The 14,966-nt window shown below is 61.1% G+C and carries 15 protein-coding genes; 12 read left to right on the top strand and 3 right to left on the bottom strand.

Going from position 1 to position 14,966, the window contains the following annotated elements:
- Window positions 1-130: 130 nt before the first annotated feature.
- The 7 genes from JFT81_RS05480 to JFT81_RS05450 all read left to right on the top strand — a co-directional run bounded on the left by JFT81_RS05480 (window position 131) and on the right by JFT81_RS05450 (window position 6,598).
- Window positions 131-634 carry a spore coat U domain-containing protein gene (locus JFT81_RS05480; protein ID WP_201226670.1) on the top strand — a complete coding sequence of 168 codons (504 nt, stop codon included), beginning with the start codon at window positions 131-133 and terminating at the stop codon, window positions 632-634.
- Between the two features lie 102 nt (window positions 635-736).
- Window positions 737-1,270, top strand: coding sequence for a spore coat U domain-containing protein (locus tag JFT81_RS05475; protein ID WP_201226425.1), 534 nt, complete (start codon window positions 737-739; stop codon window positions 1,268-1,270).
- A gap of 19 nt (window positions 1,271-1,289) precedes the next feature.
- Window positions 1,290-1,823, top strand: coding sequence for a spore coat protein U domain-containing protein (locus JFT81_RS05470; protein WP_201226424.1), 534 nt, complete (start codon window positions 1,290-1,292; stop codon window positions 1,821-1,823).
- A 4-nt stretch (window positions 1,824-1,827) separates the two neighbouring features.
- Window positions 1,828-2,328, top strand: a complete 501-nt coding sequence (locus JFT81_RS05465) for a spore coat U domain-containing protein (RefSeq protein WP_201226423.1) — start codon at window positions 1,828-1,830, stop codon at window positions 2,326-2,328.
- A 34-nt stretch (window positions 2,329-2,362) separates the two neighbouring features.
- Entirely contained in the window at window positions 2,363-3,151 is a 789-nt protein-coding gene (locus JFT81_RS05460; RefSeq protein ID WP_201226422.1) for a molecular chaperone, read from the top strand.
- A 121-nt stretch (window positions 3,152-3,272) separates the two neighbouring features.
- Entirely contained in the window at window positions 3,273-5,630 is a 2,358-nt protein-coding gene (locus JFT81_RS05455) for a fimbria/pilus outer membrane usher protein (protein ID WP_201226421.1), read from the top strand.
- Window positions 5,627-6,598 carry a spore coat U domain-containing protein gene (locus JFT81_RS05450; protein WP_201226420.1) on the top strand — a complete coding sequence of 324 codons (972 nt, stop codon included), beginning with the start codon at window positions 5,627-5,629 and terminating at the stop codon, window positions 6,596-6,598. The genes JFT81_RS05455 and JFT81_RS05450 overlap by 4 nt, the downstream gene beginning before the upstream one ends.
- Window positions 6,599-6,657: 59 nt before the next feature.
- On the opposite strand, the gene JFT81_RS05445 is transcribed toward JFT81_RS05450, so the two are convergent.
- Window positions 6,658-7,401, bottom strand: a complete 744-nt coding sequence (locus tag JFT81_RS05445; protein WP_201226419.1) for an anti-sigma factor — start codon at window positions 7,399-7,401, stop codon at window positions 6,658-6,660.
- On the bottom strand, window positions 7,398-7,904 hold the full coding sequence (locus JFT81_RS05440) for a sigma-70 family RNA polymerase sigma factor (protein ID WP_201226418.1): 507 nt from the start codon (window positions 7,902-7,904) through the stop codon (window positions 7,398-7,400). Before JFT81_RS05440 ends, JFT81_RS05445 begins: the two co-directional genes overlap by 4 nt.
- Window positions 7,905-8,200: 296 nt before the next feature.
- Between JFT81_RS05440 and JFT81_RS05435 the strand changes: the two genes are divergently transcribed.
- The 5 genes from JFT81_RS05435 to JFT81_RS05415 all read left to right on the top strand — a co-directional run bounded on the left by JFT81_RS05435 (window position 8,201) and on the right by JFT81_RS05415 (window position 13,698).
- On the top strand, window positions 8,201-9,781 hold the full coding sequence (locus JFT81_RS05435) for an amino acid adenylation domain-containing protein (RefSeq protein ID WP_242485575.1): 1,581 nt from the start codon (window positions 8,201-8,203) through the stop codon (window positions 9,779-9,781).
- Entirely contained in the window at window positions 9,778-11,112 is a 1,335-nt protein-coding gene (locus JFT81_RS05430; RefSeq protein WP_201226416.1) for a hypothetical protein, read from the top strand. The genes JFT81_RS05435 and JFT81_RS05430 overlap by 4 nt, the downstream gene beginning before the upstream one ends.
- A 52-nt stretch (window positions 11,113-11,164) precedes the next feature.
- The gene (locus JFT81_RS05425; RefSeq protein WP_201226415.1) at window positions 11,165-11,929 is read left to right on the top strand and encodes an enoyl-CoA hydratase-related protein; all 765 of its coding nucleotides are present in this window, start codon (window positions 11,165-11,167) and stop codon (window positions 11,927-11,929) included.
- A 120-nt stretch (window positions 11,930-12,049) separates the two neighbouring features.
- Complete coding sequence (locus tag JFT81_RS05420) at window positions 12,050-13,156, top strand: catalase family peroxidase (protein WP_201226414.1); 1,107 nt, start codon at window positions 12,050-12,052, stop codon at window positions 13,154-13,156.
- Window positions 13,153-13,698 carry a cytochrome b gene (locus JFT81_RS05415; RefSeq protein ID WP_201226413.1) on the top strand — a complete coding sequence of 182 codons (546 nt, stop codon included), beginning with the start codon at window positions 13,153-13,155 and terminating at the stop codon, window positions 13,696-13,698. The genes JFT81_RS05420 and JFT81_RS05415 overlap by 4 nt, the downstream gene beginning before the upstream one ends.
- On the opposite strand, the gene JFT81_RS05410 is transcribed toward JFT81_RS05415, so the two are convergent.
- On the bottom strand, window positions 13,695-14,888 hold the full coding sequence (locus tag JFT81_RS05410) for an MFS transporter (protein ID WP_201226412.1): 1,194 nt from the start codon (window positions 14,886-14,888) through the stop codon (window positions 13,695-13,697). The genes JFT81_RS05415 and JFT81_RS05410 overlap by 4 nt on opposite strands.
- Between the last annotated feature and the right edge of the window lie 78 nt (window positions 14,889-14,966).

The raw sequence follows: 14,966 nt of genomic DNA, 5'->3' as shown, positions 1-14,966 counted from the left end.
CGAAACATATCCCGGCGATAGATGGATCCAATACGACTGGCGGATTCGTCGACCGTTGCTAACCTGAAACACAGTAACGACATCCGGACGGTCCCTCACAAGGAGTGAGGCAGTGAATGTACGTGGGGTCATGGGTCTGCTGGTCGTGCTGATAGCGCCAGTTGATGCGGCGGATCTGCAGGTCGAAGTGCGCGTTGACGTGCTGCGCGGCTGCCAGTTGATCGGCCAGCAGCGCGGGGCCGGTATCGAGCAGCTCGGCGTGCTTGATTTCGGCAGCACGGCGCGGCTCGACGACCCGGCGGGGCCATTGGGAGCGGCGTTGACCCATCAACGCTTGCCGCGCCTGGAGTGCAATCCGGACACGCCTTATCAGATGCGGGTCGATGGCGGTTTGCATGGCGGTGTGGGAGAGGTGCGCTATATGGCCGGAGCGGCTGGCAGCAAGCCGATTCCCTATCGTCTATTTCAGGACGCCGCACGGCGGGTGCCACTGGTGGTGGATGCACCGATCAGTGGACGGGTGCCGGACAGCGGCACGGTGGAGTTGCCGCTGTATGCGCGGATCGAACAACTGGCTGAAGTGCCGCGGGTCAGCCGTTATTCCGATCTGATCAAGGTGACGGTCACGTGGTGACCGCAGGTTTTAGTCAGCAACCCGCAGGATTGGGTTGTGCACGGAAGGGGCGTTCAAAGAACGCAATGGTCGGATGAACCTGAAGGAGTAGGGACAGGCGCAATGACAGGCAAGTACTGGATGGTCATCGCCGCAGGTACGCTACTGATGCTCGCCGAAGATGCACAGGCGGCAGTCAGTGGGCAAATCCATGCACGACTTATCCTGATCGCCGGCTGCGAAGTGACCAATGGCACCAGCCCCGGTAGCCCGGTGAGCGATTTCGGTTCTCTCGATTTCGGCGAGCAGGGCCCCACCTGGACCGCACCGATCAAGGCCAGCCTCGACGCTGACAGCAGCGGCAAACTCAATGTCGCCTGCAATCCTTCGGTGACCGGTTTCACCGTCACCATCAACGGCGGCGCCCACGGCGACGGCACCACGCGGCGCTTGAGCAATGGCCGCCAGACCATCCCCTATCAACTGTTTCTGGATGCCTCCGGCAGTCAGAGCTACAGCATTGGTCAGACACACAATTTCGCTGTTACCAGCGGTGCGCAGATACCCATTCCGGTATTTGGCTCGGTGGTGGCGAATACCCGCGCGGTTCCGGCAGGGGTCTACACCGACACCCTGACGGTGACGCTCGACTGGTAAACCCGTAGAGGACGGACACATGCGTATTGCATCAAGGATAGGTTTGTCGTTGCTCGGTCTGGCGCTGGCTTCCAGTGCCAACGCCGCCACCACGGTCACCGGCCAGATCACCTCCAGCCTGATCCTGATCAGCAGCTGTCAGGTCAACGGCGCCGGCGGTACCACTGGTCTGAACTTCGGTGCTCTGAACTTCGGCACCACCAATAGCCTGTTCACCACGGCTTCCGGGCAGGTGCTGGGAGGTGGCGGCGGGGCGCTGTCGATTCTCTGCTCCAATGGCACGACCCCGACGATCACGGTAGGGGCCGGAGCCAATGACGGTAAATCGACCGGTGGCGCCCGTGCGCTGTACGACGGGGTCGCCAACTACGTGCCCTACGATTTGTACACGGACTCCGGGTTTTCGACGCTGCTGCCGGTCAATGGCACGATCAACCTGGCGGCCAGCACCGGTACCGCGCAGACGGTGAACATCTACGGCCAGGCGAAGGGCAAGGCCGGTCTGCCTGCGGGGACTTACACCGACACCATCGCCGTTCAGCTGACGTTCTGATGCCATGCCTCGCCATGGCTGCGCCGCGCTGCTTCTGCTCTGGGCGGGCAGTGCGCCGTTACCGTTGACGGCGGCGACCAGCCAGAGCTTTCAGGTCAGTGCCACGGTGACGGCGGGTTGTCTGGTGGTGGGCGGGGTGTCGAACTATGGCGGACTGAATTTCGGTTCGAATTCGGCGCTGGCGACCAACACGGTGAAAGTGGCGTTGACCGGTGGCGTGCAGCTGCAATGCACGCCGGGCGTAACGCTGAACATGACCGTTGATGGCGGCCAGTACAACAGCAGCGGGCGGCACATGCAGGTCAACAGCGGCAGCGCGCGCGTGGCGTATTCGCTGTTTCGCGATGCGGCGTACAGCCAGAGCCTGGGCATTGGCCAGAGCGTGGCGGTCGCCTATAGCGATGCGAACAATATCAGCCTGCCGATTTACGGTCAGGTGCAATTACCGGGCAATCAGCCTGGGGGGACGTACAGCGATGTGTTGCAGGTGCAATTGTCGTGGTGAGGCGAAGTTCGATTTGCCGACAAGGAGCAGTTTTATGGGGGCAGTTACGTCACGGCATCCGTTCATTCAGTGCGCGATGCTGGCGCTGGTCATGCTGGGGGCAGGCCACGCCTGCGCCGCCAGTTCGGTGCTGATCTGGCCGATCGATCCGGTGCTGGAGGCCGATCAGCAGGCCAGCGCACTGTGGCTGGAGAACCGCGGCAATGAAACCGCCAACCTGCAGATCCGCGTGTTTGGTTGGAGTCAGAACGGTTTTGAAGAGCAATACCAGAACCAGCGCGACGTGATCGGCAGTCCACCGGTGGCGAAGATCGAGCCGGGCCAGCGGCAACTGGTGCGTCTGACCCGAACCAAAGAAGTACCGCCGGGGCAGGAACTGGCTTACCGGATCATCATCGATGAAATCCCGGCGGCTCAACCGCCTGCTGCCGACGGTGGCAAAACGGCTGCGGCCATTCGCTTCCAGATGCGTTATTCAGTGCCGCTGTTTGCTTACGGTGCCGGGCTGTGGAGCAAAGAGGACAGCACCCGCCCACGTGATCCGAAAAGTATCGGTTTGCCGCAATTGAGCTGGCGCACGGTTGCCGTGGACGGGAAGCCTTTTGTTGAAGTGCGTAATCAAGGCGCGGTGCATGCGCGGCTGACCGACGTGGCAATCAAGCAAGGTGCGCAGAGCAAACCATTGGCAGAAGGACTGCTCGGTTATGTGCTGCCGGGCGCAGTGATGCGCTGGCCAGCACCGGGCGCCTTGTCGGGTGATTCGGCGTTGCAAGTACGGGTCAACGGCGCGCCGCAGGTGCAGAGCATCACCCCGGCGAAGTAAAGGCTCGACCTGGTTTTGTGCCGGATGAATTCGTGGTCAGAGGCCACAGGGGCGTGGCCAGCCTGCCATCGAGGGTGGATGTATCAGGAGGATTGAGTCCATTGACGGACGTAAAGCGTGTATGAGCCGAGGATGGGCTCGCCGTATTCAGCGTCCGCTGTGGCTGATCACCGGCGCGTGTTGCCTGGTGTTCGTTCAACCATCAACGGCCGGCGAACTGCCGCCACCGCCCAGCGGCATGGAGGCCGTGAGTGATGCACAGTTGTTCCTCGAACTGGTGGTCAATCAAATGAATACCGGGCGGGTGGTCGCAGTTGATCAGCGCGGAGGGCATTTGTTTCTGCCTGCAACGGCGCTGCGTGAAACCGGCATGAAGCTGCCCGAAACGGTCGGCGCAGAAGTCGATCTCGACAGCCTGCCGGGCCTGCACAGCGATTACGACAGCGTCGGTCAGCGTCTGCTGCTCGATGTGCCGCCCGAGTGGCTTCCCGAGCAGTTCATCGGTAACCGCCAAGCCTACCCGCGCACGCCGGCACTGAGCAGTTTCGGCGCGTTGTTCAATTACGATCTGTACCTCAATGACACCGACAATGCTGGCACGTACCTGGCGGCGTGGAATGAGGTGCGGGTGTTCGACAGTTGGGGCACGCTGTCCAACACCGGACAGTACCGGCGCACGATTTCCGGGGATGCAGCCAATACGCTGAACAACGGCTATCTGCGTTACGACACGACGTGGCGTTTTTCCGATGACGAACGAATGCTCACGTACGAGGCTGGCGATGTCATCAGCGGCGCTCTGCCGTGGAGCAGTTCGGTACGTCTGGGCGGTGTGCAGTTCTCGCGCGACTTTGCGGTGCGTCCGGATCTGGTGACGTATCCGCTGCCACAGTTCGCCGGGGAAGCGGCGGTGCCTTCTTCGGTGGATCTGTTTATCAATGGCTACAAATCCAGCAGCGCCGAGCTGCAACCGGGCCCTTACACGCTGACCAACATTCCCTTCATCAACGGTGCTGGCGAAGCTGTGGTGGTGACCACCGATGCGCTGGGCCGGCAGGTGTCGACCACGGTGCCGTTTTATGTCACCAGCAGCCTGCTGCAACAAGGCTTGAGCGATTTTTCGGTGGCCGCCGGTACGTTGCGCCGCGACTATGGCCTGAAGGATTTCAACTACGGGCCTGGGGTGACATCCGGCAGCCTGCGTTATGGCGTCAGCGATAGCTTTACCCTCGAAAGCCATGCTGAAGCCTCTGATTCGCTGACCCTCGGCGGGATCGGTGGCAACGTGCGCCTGGGCAACTTCGGCGTGCTCAACAGTGCTGTCAGTCAGAGCCGTTTCGATGGCGATGGCGGTGAGCAATTGAGCCTGGGTTATCAATACAGCAGCCAGCGCTACAGCTTCTCCTATCAACGTCTGCAACGCCGTGATCAATACGCCGACCTGAGCGTGATCGACAGCCCGCAAATCAGCCTCAGTCGCCGCAGTGAGCAGGCAACCCTGAGCGTCAGTCTCGACAATTGGGGCAGCCTCGGTTTCGGCTATTTCGATGTGCGTGCGGCGGACGACTCGCGTACCCGGTTGCTGAACCTGAGCTGGAGCAAACCGCTGTGGCGCAACAGCAGTGTGTACTTGTCGGCCAACCGCGAAATCGGTGACAGCAACTGGGCCGTGCAGGCGCAACTGGTGATTCCGTTCGATTTGCGCGGCAGCCTGGCAATCAGCAGCGAGCGCAACCAGAACGGCCAGAGTCAGCAGCGCGTCAACTACAGCCGCGCAGTGCCGACCGAGGGTGGCGTCGGCTACAACCTCGGTTACGCCAAGGGCGATGGCGCCGATTACCGTCAGGCCGACGTGACCTGGCGCCTGCAATCGGTGCAATTGCAGGCCGGGGTTTATGGGACGTCGGATGCCGAAACCCGCTGGGCCGACGCCAGTGGCTCGCTGGTGTGGATGGACCGGCAGGTGTTCGCCGCCAATCGCATTGACGATGCGTTTGTCGTGGTCAGCACCGACGGTTTTGCCGACATTCCCGTGCGTTACGAGAATCAGCAGGTGGGTCAGACCGACAAGAATGGCCATTTGCTGGTGCCGTGGAGCAGCGCCTATTACCGTGGCAAATACGAAATCGATCCGCTGAATCTGCCAGCCGACGTGCGCAGCCCGAATGTCGAACAACGTATCGCCGTCCGGCGTGGCAGCGGCTATTTGCTGGAGTTTCCACTGAGCCGGGTCATCGCCGCGAGTATCGTGCTGGTGGATGCGCAACAACATCAGTTGCCGCTGGGGGCCGGGGTGTTGCATGAGCAGAGCGGCGCGCGCACGGTGGTAGGTTGGGACGGTCTGGTGTACCTGGAAAATTTGCAGGCGCAAAACTCGCTGAAGGTCACGCTGGCCGATGGCAAAACCTGCCAGGCGCAGTTCAGCATCGACATCAATCAAACCCAGATTCCGCTGATCGGCCCGCTGGTGTGCCAATGACGGGCGCGCGCATTTTTCTGTGGCTGGCGCTGATGCTGCCGGGGGCGGCGCAGGCGCTGTGCTCGGTGGTCAGCACCTCGCCGGCAGCTTTCGGCTCGATCAGCTCGATTGCCTTGCGCACCACCTCACAACCCAGCTCAACTCTGAATGGCGGGTTGAGTTGCACTGGTTCGCTGCTGTCATTGCTGACCAGCAACGATCACTTCTACGCCACCATCAGCTCGACCCAGAGCGGCCTGCTCGGGCCGACCGGGGATGTCATCGGTTACACCCTCTACGCCAATAACAGCACCAGCTATCCGGTCACACGTGGCGTGGCCTTTGACTTCGCGCGCAATGGCATCATCGATGCCTTGGGTCTGCTTGGCGGTACGACACCGAAAACCGTGCCGCTGTACTTGGGGACGACCATCGGCAGCAATGTCGCCGCCGGGGTTTACAGCGAAACCCTGAGCATCTTCTGGAACTGGAATTACTGCTCCGGGATCGGCATCGGCGCGGTCTGCCTCGGCCGCGATATCAACAGCGGCACCACCACGCTGACGGTCAACCTGACCGTGTCCAACGATTGCACGATTACCGCGCCGAACATTGCCTTCGGCAATGCGCCGGTGATCAGCGCCTTCACCCCGGTGACCGGGCTGACCATCAATCTGGCCTGCACCAAGGGCAGCGCCTACACCGTCGGCTTGAGCGACGGGCAGAACCCGGTCAGCGTCGGCGGGCGACGGCGGATGATTTTCGGCAGCAATTATCTGGCGTATGACATCTTCAAAAGCGCTGGCACCACGCGTTGGGGCAGCGTCGGCTCGGCACGGCGGGCGAGTACCGACGCCGAGGTCAACCCCGGTAACGGCTTGGGGACTGGCAGCCAGATCTTCAATTACAACGCGAAGATCTACACCGACCAGACCACGCCCCCGGCCGGCACCTACCTGGACAACGTCGTGCTCGATGTCGGTTTCTGACGTCACGCGATCCTTTGCAAGCGCGAGCAGGCTCACGCCTACAGGGAACCGCAGTGGTTTCAGAATGGCAGGGATGGCGCTGCCGGGGAATCGGTCGGGCTGACCATTGCGTAGTTGTAGCCTTCACCCGACCAGTACTCGGCCTGCAAATCCCCGTCGCTGCGTTTGCCGCGTGGCAAAAAGGTGTTTTTCGGCCCCGGCGGGCGGACATAAAAACTGACCTTGTGGCCGCTGCCATCTTCATACATCACCATCGCCGCCGGCCCCTCATCGGTGCTCAGCAGACGTCCGCTGACCGCTTGAAACCCGGCAGCTGTCAGGTCCGGCAAACGACTGGCACGGGAGAAATACCGGTCGAGCCAACGCTGCATGTCGCCGTCATTCTCAACCTTGTAATCCGCCGGCAGCATGCCTTGCTGAGCGATCAATCGATAAGCCTGCAAGGCATCGGTCATCGGCAACACCGAGGAACGCACGAGGGTCATCTCGCGAGCCTGCCAGCCACTGAAACCGCCGAGGCTGACAGCGATCAGTAACATCGCTGCGCTGGCCAGATGGCGGCGTGACTGGCGCCGGCGGCGATGGCGCAGCACGGCCGGGTCAAGCGCCGGATTGGCCGGTTGCTGCAATGCACCGCTGAGTGCCGCGCGCAATTGCTGGGCATCCTGTTGCCAGGCGCGCACCTGCGCGGCTTCATCCGGGTGATTGGCCAGCCAGGTTTCCAGTACACGCCGGTCGGCGTCGCTTAGCTGGTGGTCGACGTAAGCGTGCAGGTCACGCTCGCTGGGAGGCAGGCTGATCATTTGAGTATCCGCAAAGAAGGGCTGTTGATTTCGCCGTCGCTGAGTTGGCGCAAGGCCTGGCGGGCGCGGGACAGGCGCGACATCACGGTGCCGATCGGGGCGCCAAGAATCTCGGCGACCTCTTTATAAGTCAGGCCTTCGACCGACACCATCAGCAGCAGGGCGCGCTGTTCGCTGGGCAGGCGATCAAAGGCTTGCAGGGTTGATTGCGCGATCACGGTGCGCTCCGTCGAGGGCTGGGCATCGTCGCGACCGGTGAAAAACTCGAGCATTCGCGCATAGCGCCGGGAGCGGCGGTGGGCATCGAGAAATTGCCGATACAGGATCGCGAACAGCCAGGCGCGCAAGTCGCCGTCGGCACGTTTGGCGCCCCAACTCGACAGGGCTCGCTCCAGACAGGCCTGCACCAGATCGTCGGCGCTGCTGCTGTTGCGCGTCAATGACACGGCAAAGCGGCGCAGCCGCGGGATCAGTTCACGTAGCTGTTCGTCAAGATCATTCATGGTGAGGTGTCATGCCGGAGCACTGATGACGGAGGACATGTCTGGAGACCTGAAACGCAGTATTGCCACGGAAGACGTCGCCGCGCACCGATTATTCCATCCAGGGTTCTGAAAGTTTTTGTCGCATGCGTTGTAGGAAAGTTCGCCGCGTTCTGTAGTCCCTGTAATGGAAGCAAATTTCCCCGCTCAACCGTTTTGACAGACGCGTTTGACTGCCGGTGCAGCCCAGGTTGCTGGCTCAGATGTGGCTGAAAAAATTTGTCAGGGTAAAAAGGGGAAATCCAGTGCAAGCATTCTTGAGCAATAACCGTAGCGCATCGAGCTCGCCGAAGTCGGCCATTGAAGCGAATTCATGGCAGCGCTTTGGCTGTGGCCCGCGGCTCGAGCCACAGGAGACATTGATCCACCGCGCCATCGAAGCACAGGCCAGTGCCCGGCCTCAAGCTATTGCGGCCGAACATCAGGGCCAGTCCATCACGTATGGCGAATTGAATCGCCAGGCCAATCGGCTTGCCGCGACCTTGCTCAAGCAAGGTGTGGTGGCGGACGATCATGTAGCGCTGTTTGTCGAGCGTTCGATTCCGATGCTGGTGGGCATGCTGGCGGTTTTGAAAATCGGCGCCGCTTATATTCCGCAACACGTGGGGATTACCCCGGCCGCGCAGTTGCAGCACATCCTCTGCGTCGCCCGAGTGCGCGTCGTACTGACGCTGGCGAATCTGGCATCGGCACTACCGCTGACCACGGAACAACAGTGCATCGACCTCGATGCGTTCATCAGCGCCGACAGTGTCGCTGCCGATGATCGGAACATTGGCAGCACAGCGTCATCGCCTGATTCGTTGTGCTTTGTGCTGTTCACGTCCGGCACCACCGGGCTGCCCAATGGCGTGCGAGTGACTCAGCGCAACCTCTGCAATATTCTCCTGACGGCGCCCGGCAACCTTGGCATGCGCCCAGGGTTGAAGGTCGGGCAGATCCTCAATATCGCGTTTGATATGTCGGCCTGGGAAGTGTTGGGGTGTCTGGCCCACGGAGCAACGCTGTTGATCCGTGGCAAGGATATTGCGCAGACCGCCGAGCGATGCGACGTGTTGATCGCGACACCCTCGATTCTCGCCACGCTTGATCCTGCCCGGTGCAATCAGTTGAAAGTGGTCGCGCTGGCCGGTGAGCCCTGCCCGCAACCGTTGGCGGATCGCTGGGCGGCGTTTTGCACTTTTTATAACGCCTGCGGGCCGACCGAAACCACCATCGTCAATACCATGCAGCACTATGAAGGTATCGGGCCATTGACGATCGGCAAGCCGACGCCCAATAACACGGTTTATGTTCTCGATGAGGCGGGACAGCTTTGCGGGCCGGGTGAACAGGGCGAAATGTGGGCGGGCGGTGACTGCGTGACGGCGGGGTATCTGGGCAATCCCGAGTTGACCGCCGAACGTTATCAGCCCGATCCGTTTCTCGGGAACGGGCGGCTGATGTTCCGCACCCGTGATCTCGGGCGCTGGACGGCGGACGGTGAGCTTGAACACCTGGGCCGGGTCGATGATCAGGTCAAGGTCAGAGGCTTTCGGGTTGAGCTCGATTCGGTCTCTGCGGCGTTGGAAGCGACACCTCGCTGTGAACGCGCGGTCACGCTCAAGCTCGACAGTCGCCATCTGGTGGCATTCGTCTATCCGGCGTCCACCGATGTTGACCTGGCGCGCAGCTGTTGCGAAGAACGGCTCGCCTATTATTGCGTGCCATCGCTGATCCTGGCCGTCGAGGCTATTCCGCTGACATCCCGTGGCAAGGTCGACAAACGCCTGTTGCTTGATTGGGCTGTGGCGCATCAGGCGCAAAACGCTCGTGTCGAACAATCGGTGACGGCATGAACGAGGTGGCTCCGAACGTTGTATTGCCGCCTAAACGTGCACTCTGGCGGCGCCTTGGAACGCTGCCGATGTGTTCGCATTACAACCGTCTGGTGGTGTCGGTGTTCGTCTTTAACCTCGCCGCCCTGGTGTACGGCTTGCACGTTGGCAATTGGTGGACGTCCCACGGTGTTGCCTTGCCGACGCTGTCGGGTCTGGTGGTGGCAAATCTGTCGATGGCGATCCTGATCCGTCAGCAATACCTGATCAACCTGTTGTTCTGGCTGGCGACCCGCGCGCCCACCTCTTGGCCACTGGCGATTCGCCGGACGCTGGCCAAGGTTTACCACTTCGGCGGGCTGCACAGTGGCGGCGCCATGGCGGCAATTGCCTGGTTTGCGGCGTTGCTGGGTTCGATGACCTGGCAGCGTTTCGAGGGGCCGGGCGGCGTTTCGCTGACGCTGATCGGCTTGAGCAGTGGGTTATTCGGGCTGCTGTTGCTGGTGGCAATCATGGCGTTGCCGGGCATACGCGGGCGTTTTCACAACGCTTTCGAACGGACTCACCGTTTCGCCGGTTGGGCGGCATTGGCGATGTTCTGGGCGATGACGCTGGTCTTTGCCCAAGAGCAGAATCCCACGTTGGCGCTGACCGATGTTCTCCTGCGCTCGGCTTCGTTCTGGATGTTGCTGTTGCTGACGTTGAGCATCGCCTTGCCGTGGCTGCGTTTGCGCAAAGTCCCGGTCAGCCTGCTCAGGCCATCGGCGCATGCGGTGGTGGCACGCTTCGATCACCACACGCCGTTCGCCGGATCCGCCACGGCGATCAGCCGCAATCCGCTGTGGGAGTGGCATTCCTTCGCCAATATTCCTACACCCGGAGAGGAAGGTTTCCGACTGATAATTTCTCGGGCGGGTGACTGGACTGGCACATTCATCGAGCAGGCGCCGACCCATGTCTGGGTCAAGGGCATCACCACGGCGGGCGTGGCAAATATTGAAACGCTGTTCAAATCGGTGGTGTACGTCGCCACTGGCAGCGGCATCGGCCCGGTGTTGCCGCATCTGTTGGCCGGACAAGTGCCCATACGCCTGATCTGGTCGACCCGCAGTCCGCGAAAGACCTATGGCGATTCGTTGGTGGATGAAATCCTTGCGGCGCAACCCGATGCCCTGATCTGGGACACCGATGTGTCGGGTAAACCCGATTTGGTCAAGTTGGCGTATGCCGCTGTGCAGTCATTTGGCGCAGAAGCGGTGATCTGCATTTCCAACCAGACCCTGACCCAACGCGTGGTCGAGGAAATGGAATCTCGTGGTATTCCGGCCTACGGCGCCATCTGGGATTCCTGACGCCGAGCCGAGATTTTTCCCACAGACACTTTATGCAAGGAATGAGATGAACATGAACATTTTGATTGAACGACTGGGGCGCGTGGTGTTGATTCGGCTCAATCGCCCGCAGGCGCGCAATGCGCTGAGCACGCAGTTGATGACCGAGTTGCTGGAGACTCTGCGCGGGTTGGATAACGATCCGGGTGTAGGTTGTTTCCTGATCACCGGTACGAAGGAGTACTTCGCTGCTGGCGCCGATATCAAAGAGATGTCTGCGAAGTCCTGCCTGGAGATGATCGAGGAAGACTACTTCGCCGGATGGGACGCATTCGCCGCCTTCAGAACGCCGAAAGTGGCTGCGGTTGCGGGGTTTGCCTACGGTGGCGGTTGCGAGTTGGCGATGATGTGTGACGTGATCATCGCCGCCGAGTCCGCGCGTTTTGCCTTGCCGGAAATTACCCTCGGGGTGATGCCGGGGATGGGTGGAACCCAGCGGCTGACCCGACTGATCGGCCGAGCGAAGTCCATGGACATGATTTTGACCGGACGCTCGATCTGCGCCCGAGAAGCCGAACAGGCCGGATTGGTTTCACGGGTGATAGCCACCGATGATTTGCTTGAGCAAGCCTTGGCTGTTGCGCAGCGCATCGGCGGTTTTCCCCGAACGGCAACGCGGGCTGCCCGTGAAGCGGTGGATCGTTCGATGGAGTCCGGGATGCGCGAAGGTATTCTGTTCGAGCGTAGGGTGTTTCATGGCCTGTTCGCGACACCTGGGCAAAAGGAAGGCATGCGGGCGTTTCTGGAAAAGCGCGAACCACGTTTTGAGCAGATGTAATCTGCTCGTAGCTTCGTCCTGCGCAGTGAGGTGAAAGAAACTACAGTTCAAAGGGAATAATCCTACGAGGCGTACGTCTCATAGCACCTTTCCCTATGGCCGATGGCCCTGGAGTTTTTCATGGTTGATCGCACCTCACCGCCCATTTCACCGCCAGGCGGGCCACAGCGCCCACCATTGGGTGCGGCAAGTCTGATATTGCGTCTGAGCGGGATTGCCGTGGTCGTCGCCGCCGTAGCAGGGGCGTTTGCCTACGTACATGGCAACTTTGACCCACAGCGGCTGACGCCAAAAGCGCTGGTCGATGTGCTGGAGAAGAACAACGGCGTGCATCCCGGGTTTCGTCGCAATCACGCCAAAGGCGTGTGCGTGATCGGGCATTTCGAGAGCAGTGGCGAGGCGCGGGCGTATTCCAGCGCGCAGGTGTTCAACGAATCGCGTACTCCGGTGGTCGGGCGCTTTGCGCTGCCGGCGGGGAACCCATATGCCCCGGACAGCAGCGTGCCGATTCGCAGTCTGGCGTTGCGTTTCACCCAGGCCAACGGGCAGCAATGGCGCACCGGGATGAACAGCATGCCGGTGTTCCCGGTGGGCACGCCTGAGGCGTTCTATCAGTTGCAGCAGGCGCAGTCGCCGGATCCGGCCACGGGCAAACCTGACCCGAGCAAGGTGCCGGCGTTCTTTGCCGCACACCCGGAAGCCGTGCCGTTTTTGACCTGGGTGAAGACGGCCAAGCCGTCAGCCAGTTACGCCACAGAAACCTACAACAGCATCAATGCCTTCTATCTGGTGGACGCCAGTGGCAAAAAGCAGGCTGTGCGCTGGAGCATGACTCCGCTGGCGCAGGACGCTGCAGGTGCCAGCGCACCGCAGGGCAGTGATTTTCTCGAAAACGATCTGGTGCAACGCCTGGCCGCTGCGCCGCTGCGCTTTCAGTTGAATATCACGTTGGCGAATGCCGACGATCCGCTGAACGATGCGAGCAAAATCTGGCCCGCCGGGCGCAAAGTGCTGAACGCCGGGACATTGGTGCTGGAAAAGACTCAGCCGCAATTGAGCGGTGAGTGCCGCGACATCAACTATGACCCGCTGGTGCTGCCGGCGGGGATTCAGGGCAGCGACGACCCATTGCTTGCGGCGCGTTCCGCCGGTTATGCCGATTCCTACCTGCGTCGCACCAGCGAAGTCAGCCAACTGCCCGCCGCCAAACAGGAGGCTCGCCCATGAGCACTCAACCGACGCATTTCGCCCTGCTGGCGCGGCTGCTGCACTGGCTGATGGCCGTTATGATCATCGCCATGCTGTTTATCGGTGCGGGTATGGTCACCTCGGTTTCAGAGCGGCATGAATGGCTGATTCATCTGCACAAACCACTGGGGATCGCGATTCTGGCGCTGGTCGTTGTTCGCTTGCTGGTGCGATTTTCCACCCGCCAGCCACCGCTTCCAGCAGATCTGCCGGACTGGCAAGTGATGGCGGCCAAGGCTTCGCATGTGTTGCTGTACGCGTTGATGCTGGTGTTGCCGCTACTCGGCTGGGCAATGATCAGCGCCTCCGGGGAACCGGTGATGCTCGGCAGCGCGTTGCAGTTGCCGTCGATTGTGCCGGCCGATGCGCAGTTGTTTGCGTTGTTGCGCAAGGCGCACGGGTATCTGGCGTATCTGCTGTTTCTGACCGTGCTGCTGCACCTGGCGGCGGCGCTGTTTCATGGCTGGGTGCGCCGCGACGAGGTGCTCGATAGCATGTTGCGAGGCAAGGATCGCCGTTAACCGGCTGGCGTGGCGCACTGGGCCGGTGCGCCACTTTTCAGGGTCAGCCACCAGTACGCCAGGGCAACGGCGTTGATTCCGGCGCCGAGCCAGCACACGCCAATCCACCCAGCCCACGCGTACATGGCTGTCGAACCGATTGAGCCCAGCGCGCTGCCGATCGAATAAAACAGCATGTAGCCGGCGGTGAGACGACTTTGCGCTTCCGGGCGCACTCTGTAGATCATGCTCTGGCTGGTGACGTGCACGGCTTGCAGACCGAGGTCCAGGGCGATCACGCCGAGCAACAATGCCCACAGCGAGGATTGGGTGAGGGCGATTGGCAACCACGACGCCAGCATCAGCAATAACGAAAGGCCACTGACCCATTGCCCGAAACCGCGATCGGCTAGATGTCCGGCTCGCGCGGCCGCCAGTGCACCGGCGGCACCGGCAAGTCCGAAAAGTCCTATTTCACTGTGGGAAAGCGAGAGCGGTGGAGCGGCGAGTGGCAGCACCATCGGCGTCCAGAGCACCATGGCGCTGGCAAAGGTCAGCAGCGCGAGCAATGCGCGTTGACGCAGCACCGCTTCTTCCTTGAACAAGCTGAATACCGAGGCGATCAGTGCGCCATAGGTTGTCACTGGTTGCGCGGCTTCATGCCTGGGCAGCACGCGCAGCAGCAACAATGCCATCAACAACGTCAGGCCCGCCGAGAGGAAATAGATGGCCCGCCACCCGGCCAGATCAGCCATCCCACCAGCGACTGTGCGCGCCAGCAGAATCCCGACAACGATGCCACTGGTGACCACGCCGACCACTCGACCGCGTTGGGCGGCAATCGCCAGCGTCGCGGCGTAAGCCACCAACACTTGCGTCACGACTGCGAGCAAACCGGTCAACGTCATACCGAGCAACAGCCACAGGCTGTTGGGTGCCAGCGCAATCATCAGCAAGGCTACCGCCGACAGCAGAGTCTGGGTGACGATCAAACGGCGACGGTTGAGCAAATCGCCGAGCGGCACCAACAGCACCAATCCGACGCCGTAACCCACCTGAGTCAAGGTGATGACGATGCCAACGGACGCCGCAGACAGGCCAAACGCCTCGGCCATCGCATCGAGCAACGGCTGAGCGTAGTAAACGTTGCCGACGGCGAGACCGCATGCCACAGAGAACAGCAAAACGGCACCGCTGCTTAGAGATTTCATGGCCTCAGTCCTTTTTAGGTTTCAAAATAAAACCTTATCGCAATGTGGTTTTATTTTGCAACCTGATTGCGCGAAGCA

Origin of the sequence: Pseudomonas sp. TH43 (assembly GCF_016650635.1) — a bacterium.
Taxonomy (GTDB): domain Bacteria; phylum Pseudomonadota; class Gammaproteobacteria; order Pseudomonadales; family Pseudomonadaceae; genus Aquipseudomonas.
The sequence above is the reverse complement of the archived record's forward strand: the minus strand, read 5'-3'. Positions and strand labels throughout refer to the sequence as shown.

Bases quoted from the DNA above. Each gene is read 5' to 3' on its own strand.
- JFT81_RS05480 (WP_201226670.1), top strand. From the start codon at position 131: ATGGGTCTGCTGGTCGTGCTGATAGCGCCAGTTGATGCGGCGGATCTG.
- JFT81_RS05450 (WP_201226420.1), top strand. From the start codon at position 5,627: ATGACGGGCGCGCGCATTTTTCTGTGGCTGGCGCTGATGCTGCCGGGG.
- JFT81_RS05460 (WP_201226422.1), top strand. From the start codon at position 2,363: ATGGGGGCAGTTACGTCACGGCATCCGTTCATTCAGTGCGCGATGCTG.
- JFT81_RS05440 (WP_201226418.1), bottom strand. From the start codon at position 7,904: ATGAATGATCTTGACGAACAGCTACGTGAACTGATCCCGCGGCTGCGC.
- JFT81_RS05475 (WP_201226425.1), top strand. From the start codon at position 737: ATGACAGGCAAGTACTGGATGGTCATCGCCGCAGGTACGCTACTGATG.
- JFT81_RS05455 (WP_201226421.1), top strand. From the start codon at position 3,273: ATGAGCCGAGGATGGGCTCGCCGTATTCAGCGTCCGCTGTGGCTGATC.
- JFT81_RS05465 (WP_201226423.1), top strand. From the start codon at position 1,828: ATGCCTCGCCATGGCTGCGCCGCGCTGCTTCTGCTCTGGGCGGGCAGT.
- JFT81_RS05430 (WP_201226416.1), top strand. From the start codon at position 9,778: ATGAACGAGGTGGCTCCGAACGTTGTATTGCCGCCTAAACGTGCACTC.
- JFT81_RS05415 (WP_201226413.1), top strand. From the start codon at position 13,153: ATGAGCACTCAACCGACGCATTTCGCCCTGCTGGCGCGGCTGCTGCAC.
- JFT81_RS05420 (WP_201226414.1), top strand. From the start codon at position 12,050: ATGGTTGATCGCACCTCACCGCCCATTTCACCGCCAGGCGGGCCACAG.
- JFT81_RS05425 (WP_201226415.1), top strand. From the start codon at position 11,165: ATGAACATTTTGATTGAACGACTGGGGCGCGTGGTGTTGATTCGGCTC.
- JFT81_RS05445 (WP_201226419.1), bottom strand. From the start codon at position 7,401: ATGATCAGCCTGCCTCCCAGCGAGCGTGACCTGCACGCTTACGTCGAC.
- JFT81_RS05410 (WP_201226412.1), bottom strand. From the start codon at position 14,888: ATGAAATCTCTAAGCAGCGGTGCCGTTTTGCTGTTCTCTGTGGCATGC.
- JFT81_RS05470 (WP_201226424.1), top strand. From the start codon at position 1,290: ATGCGTATTGCATCAAGGATAGGTTTGTCGTTGCTCGGTCTGGCGCTG.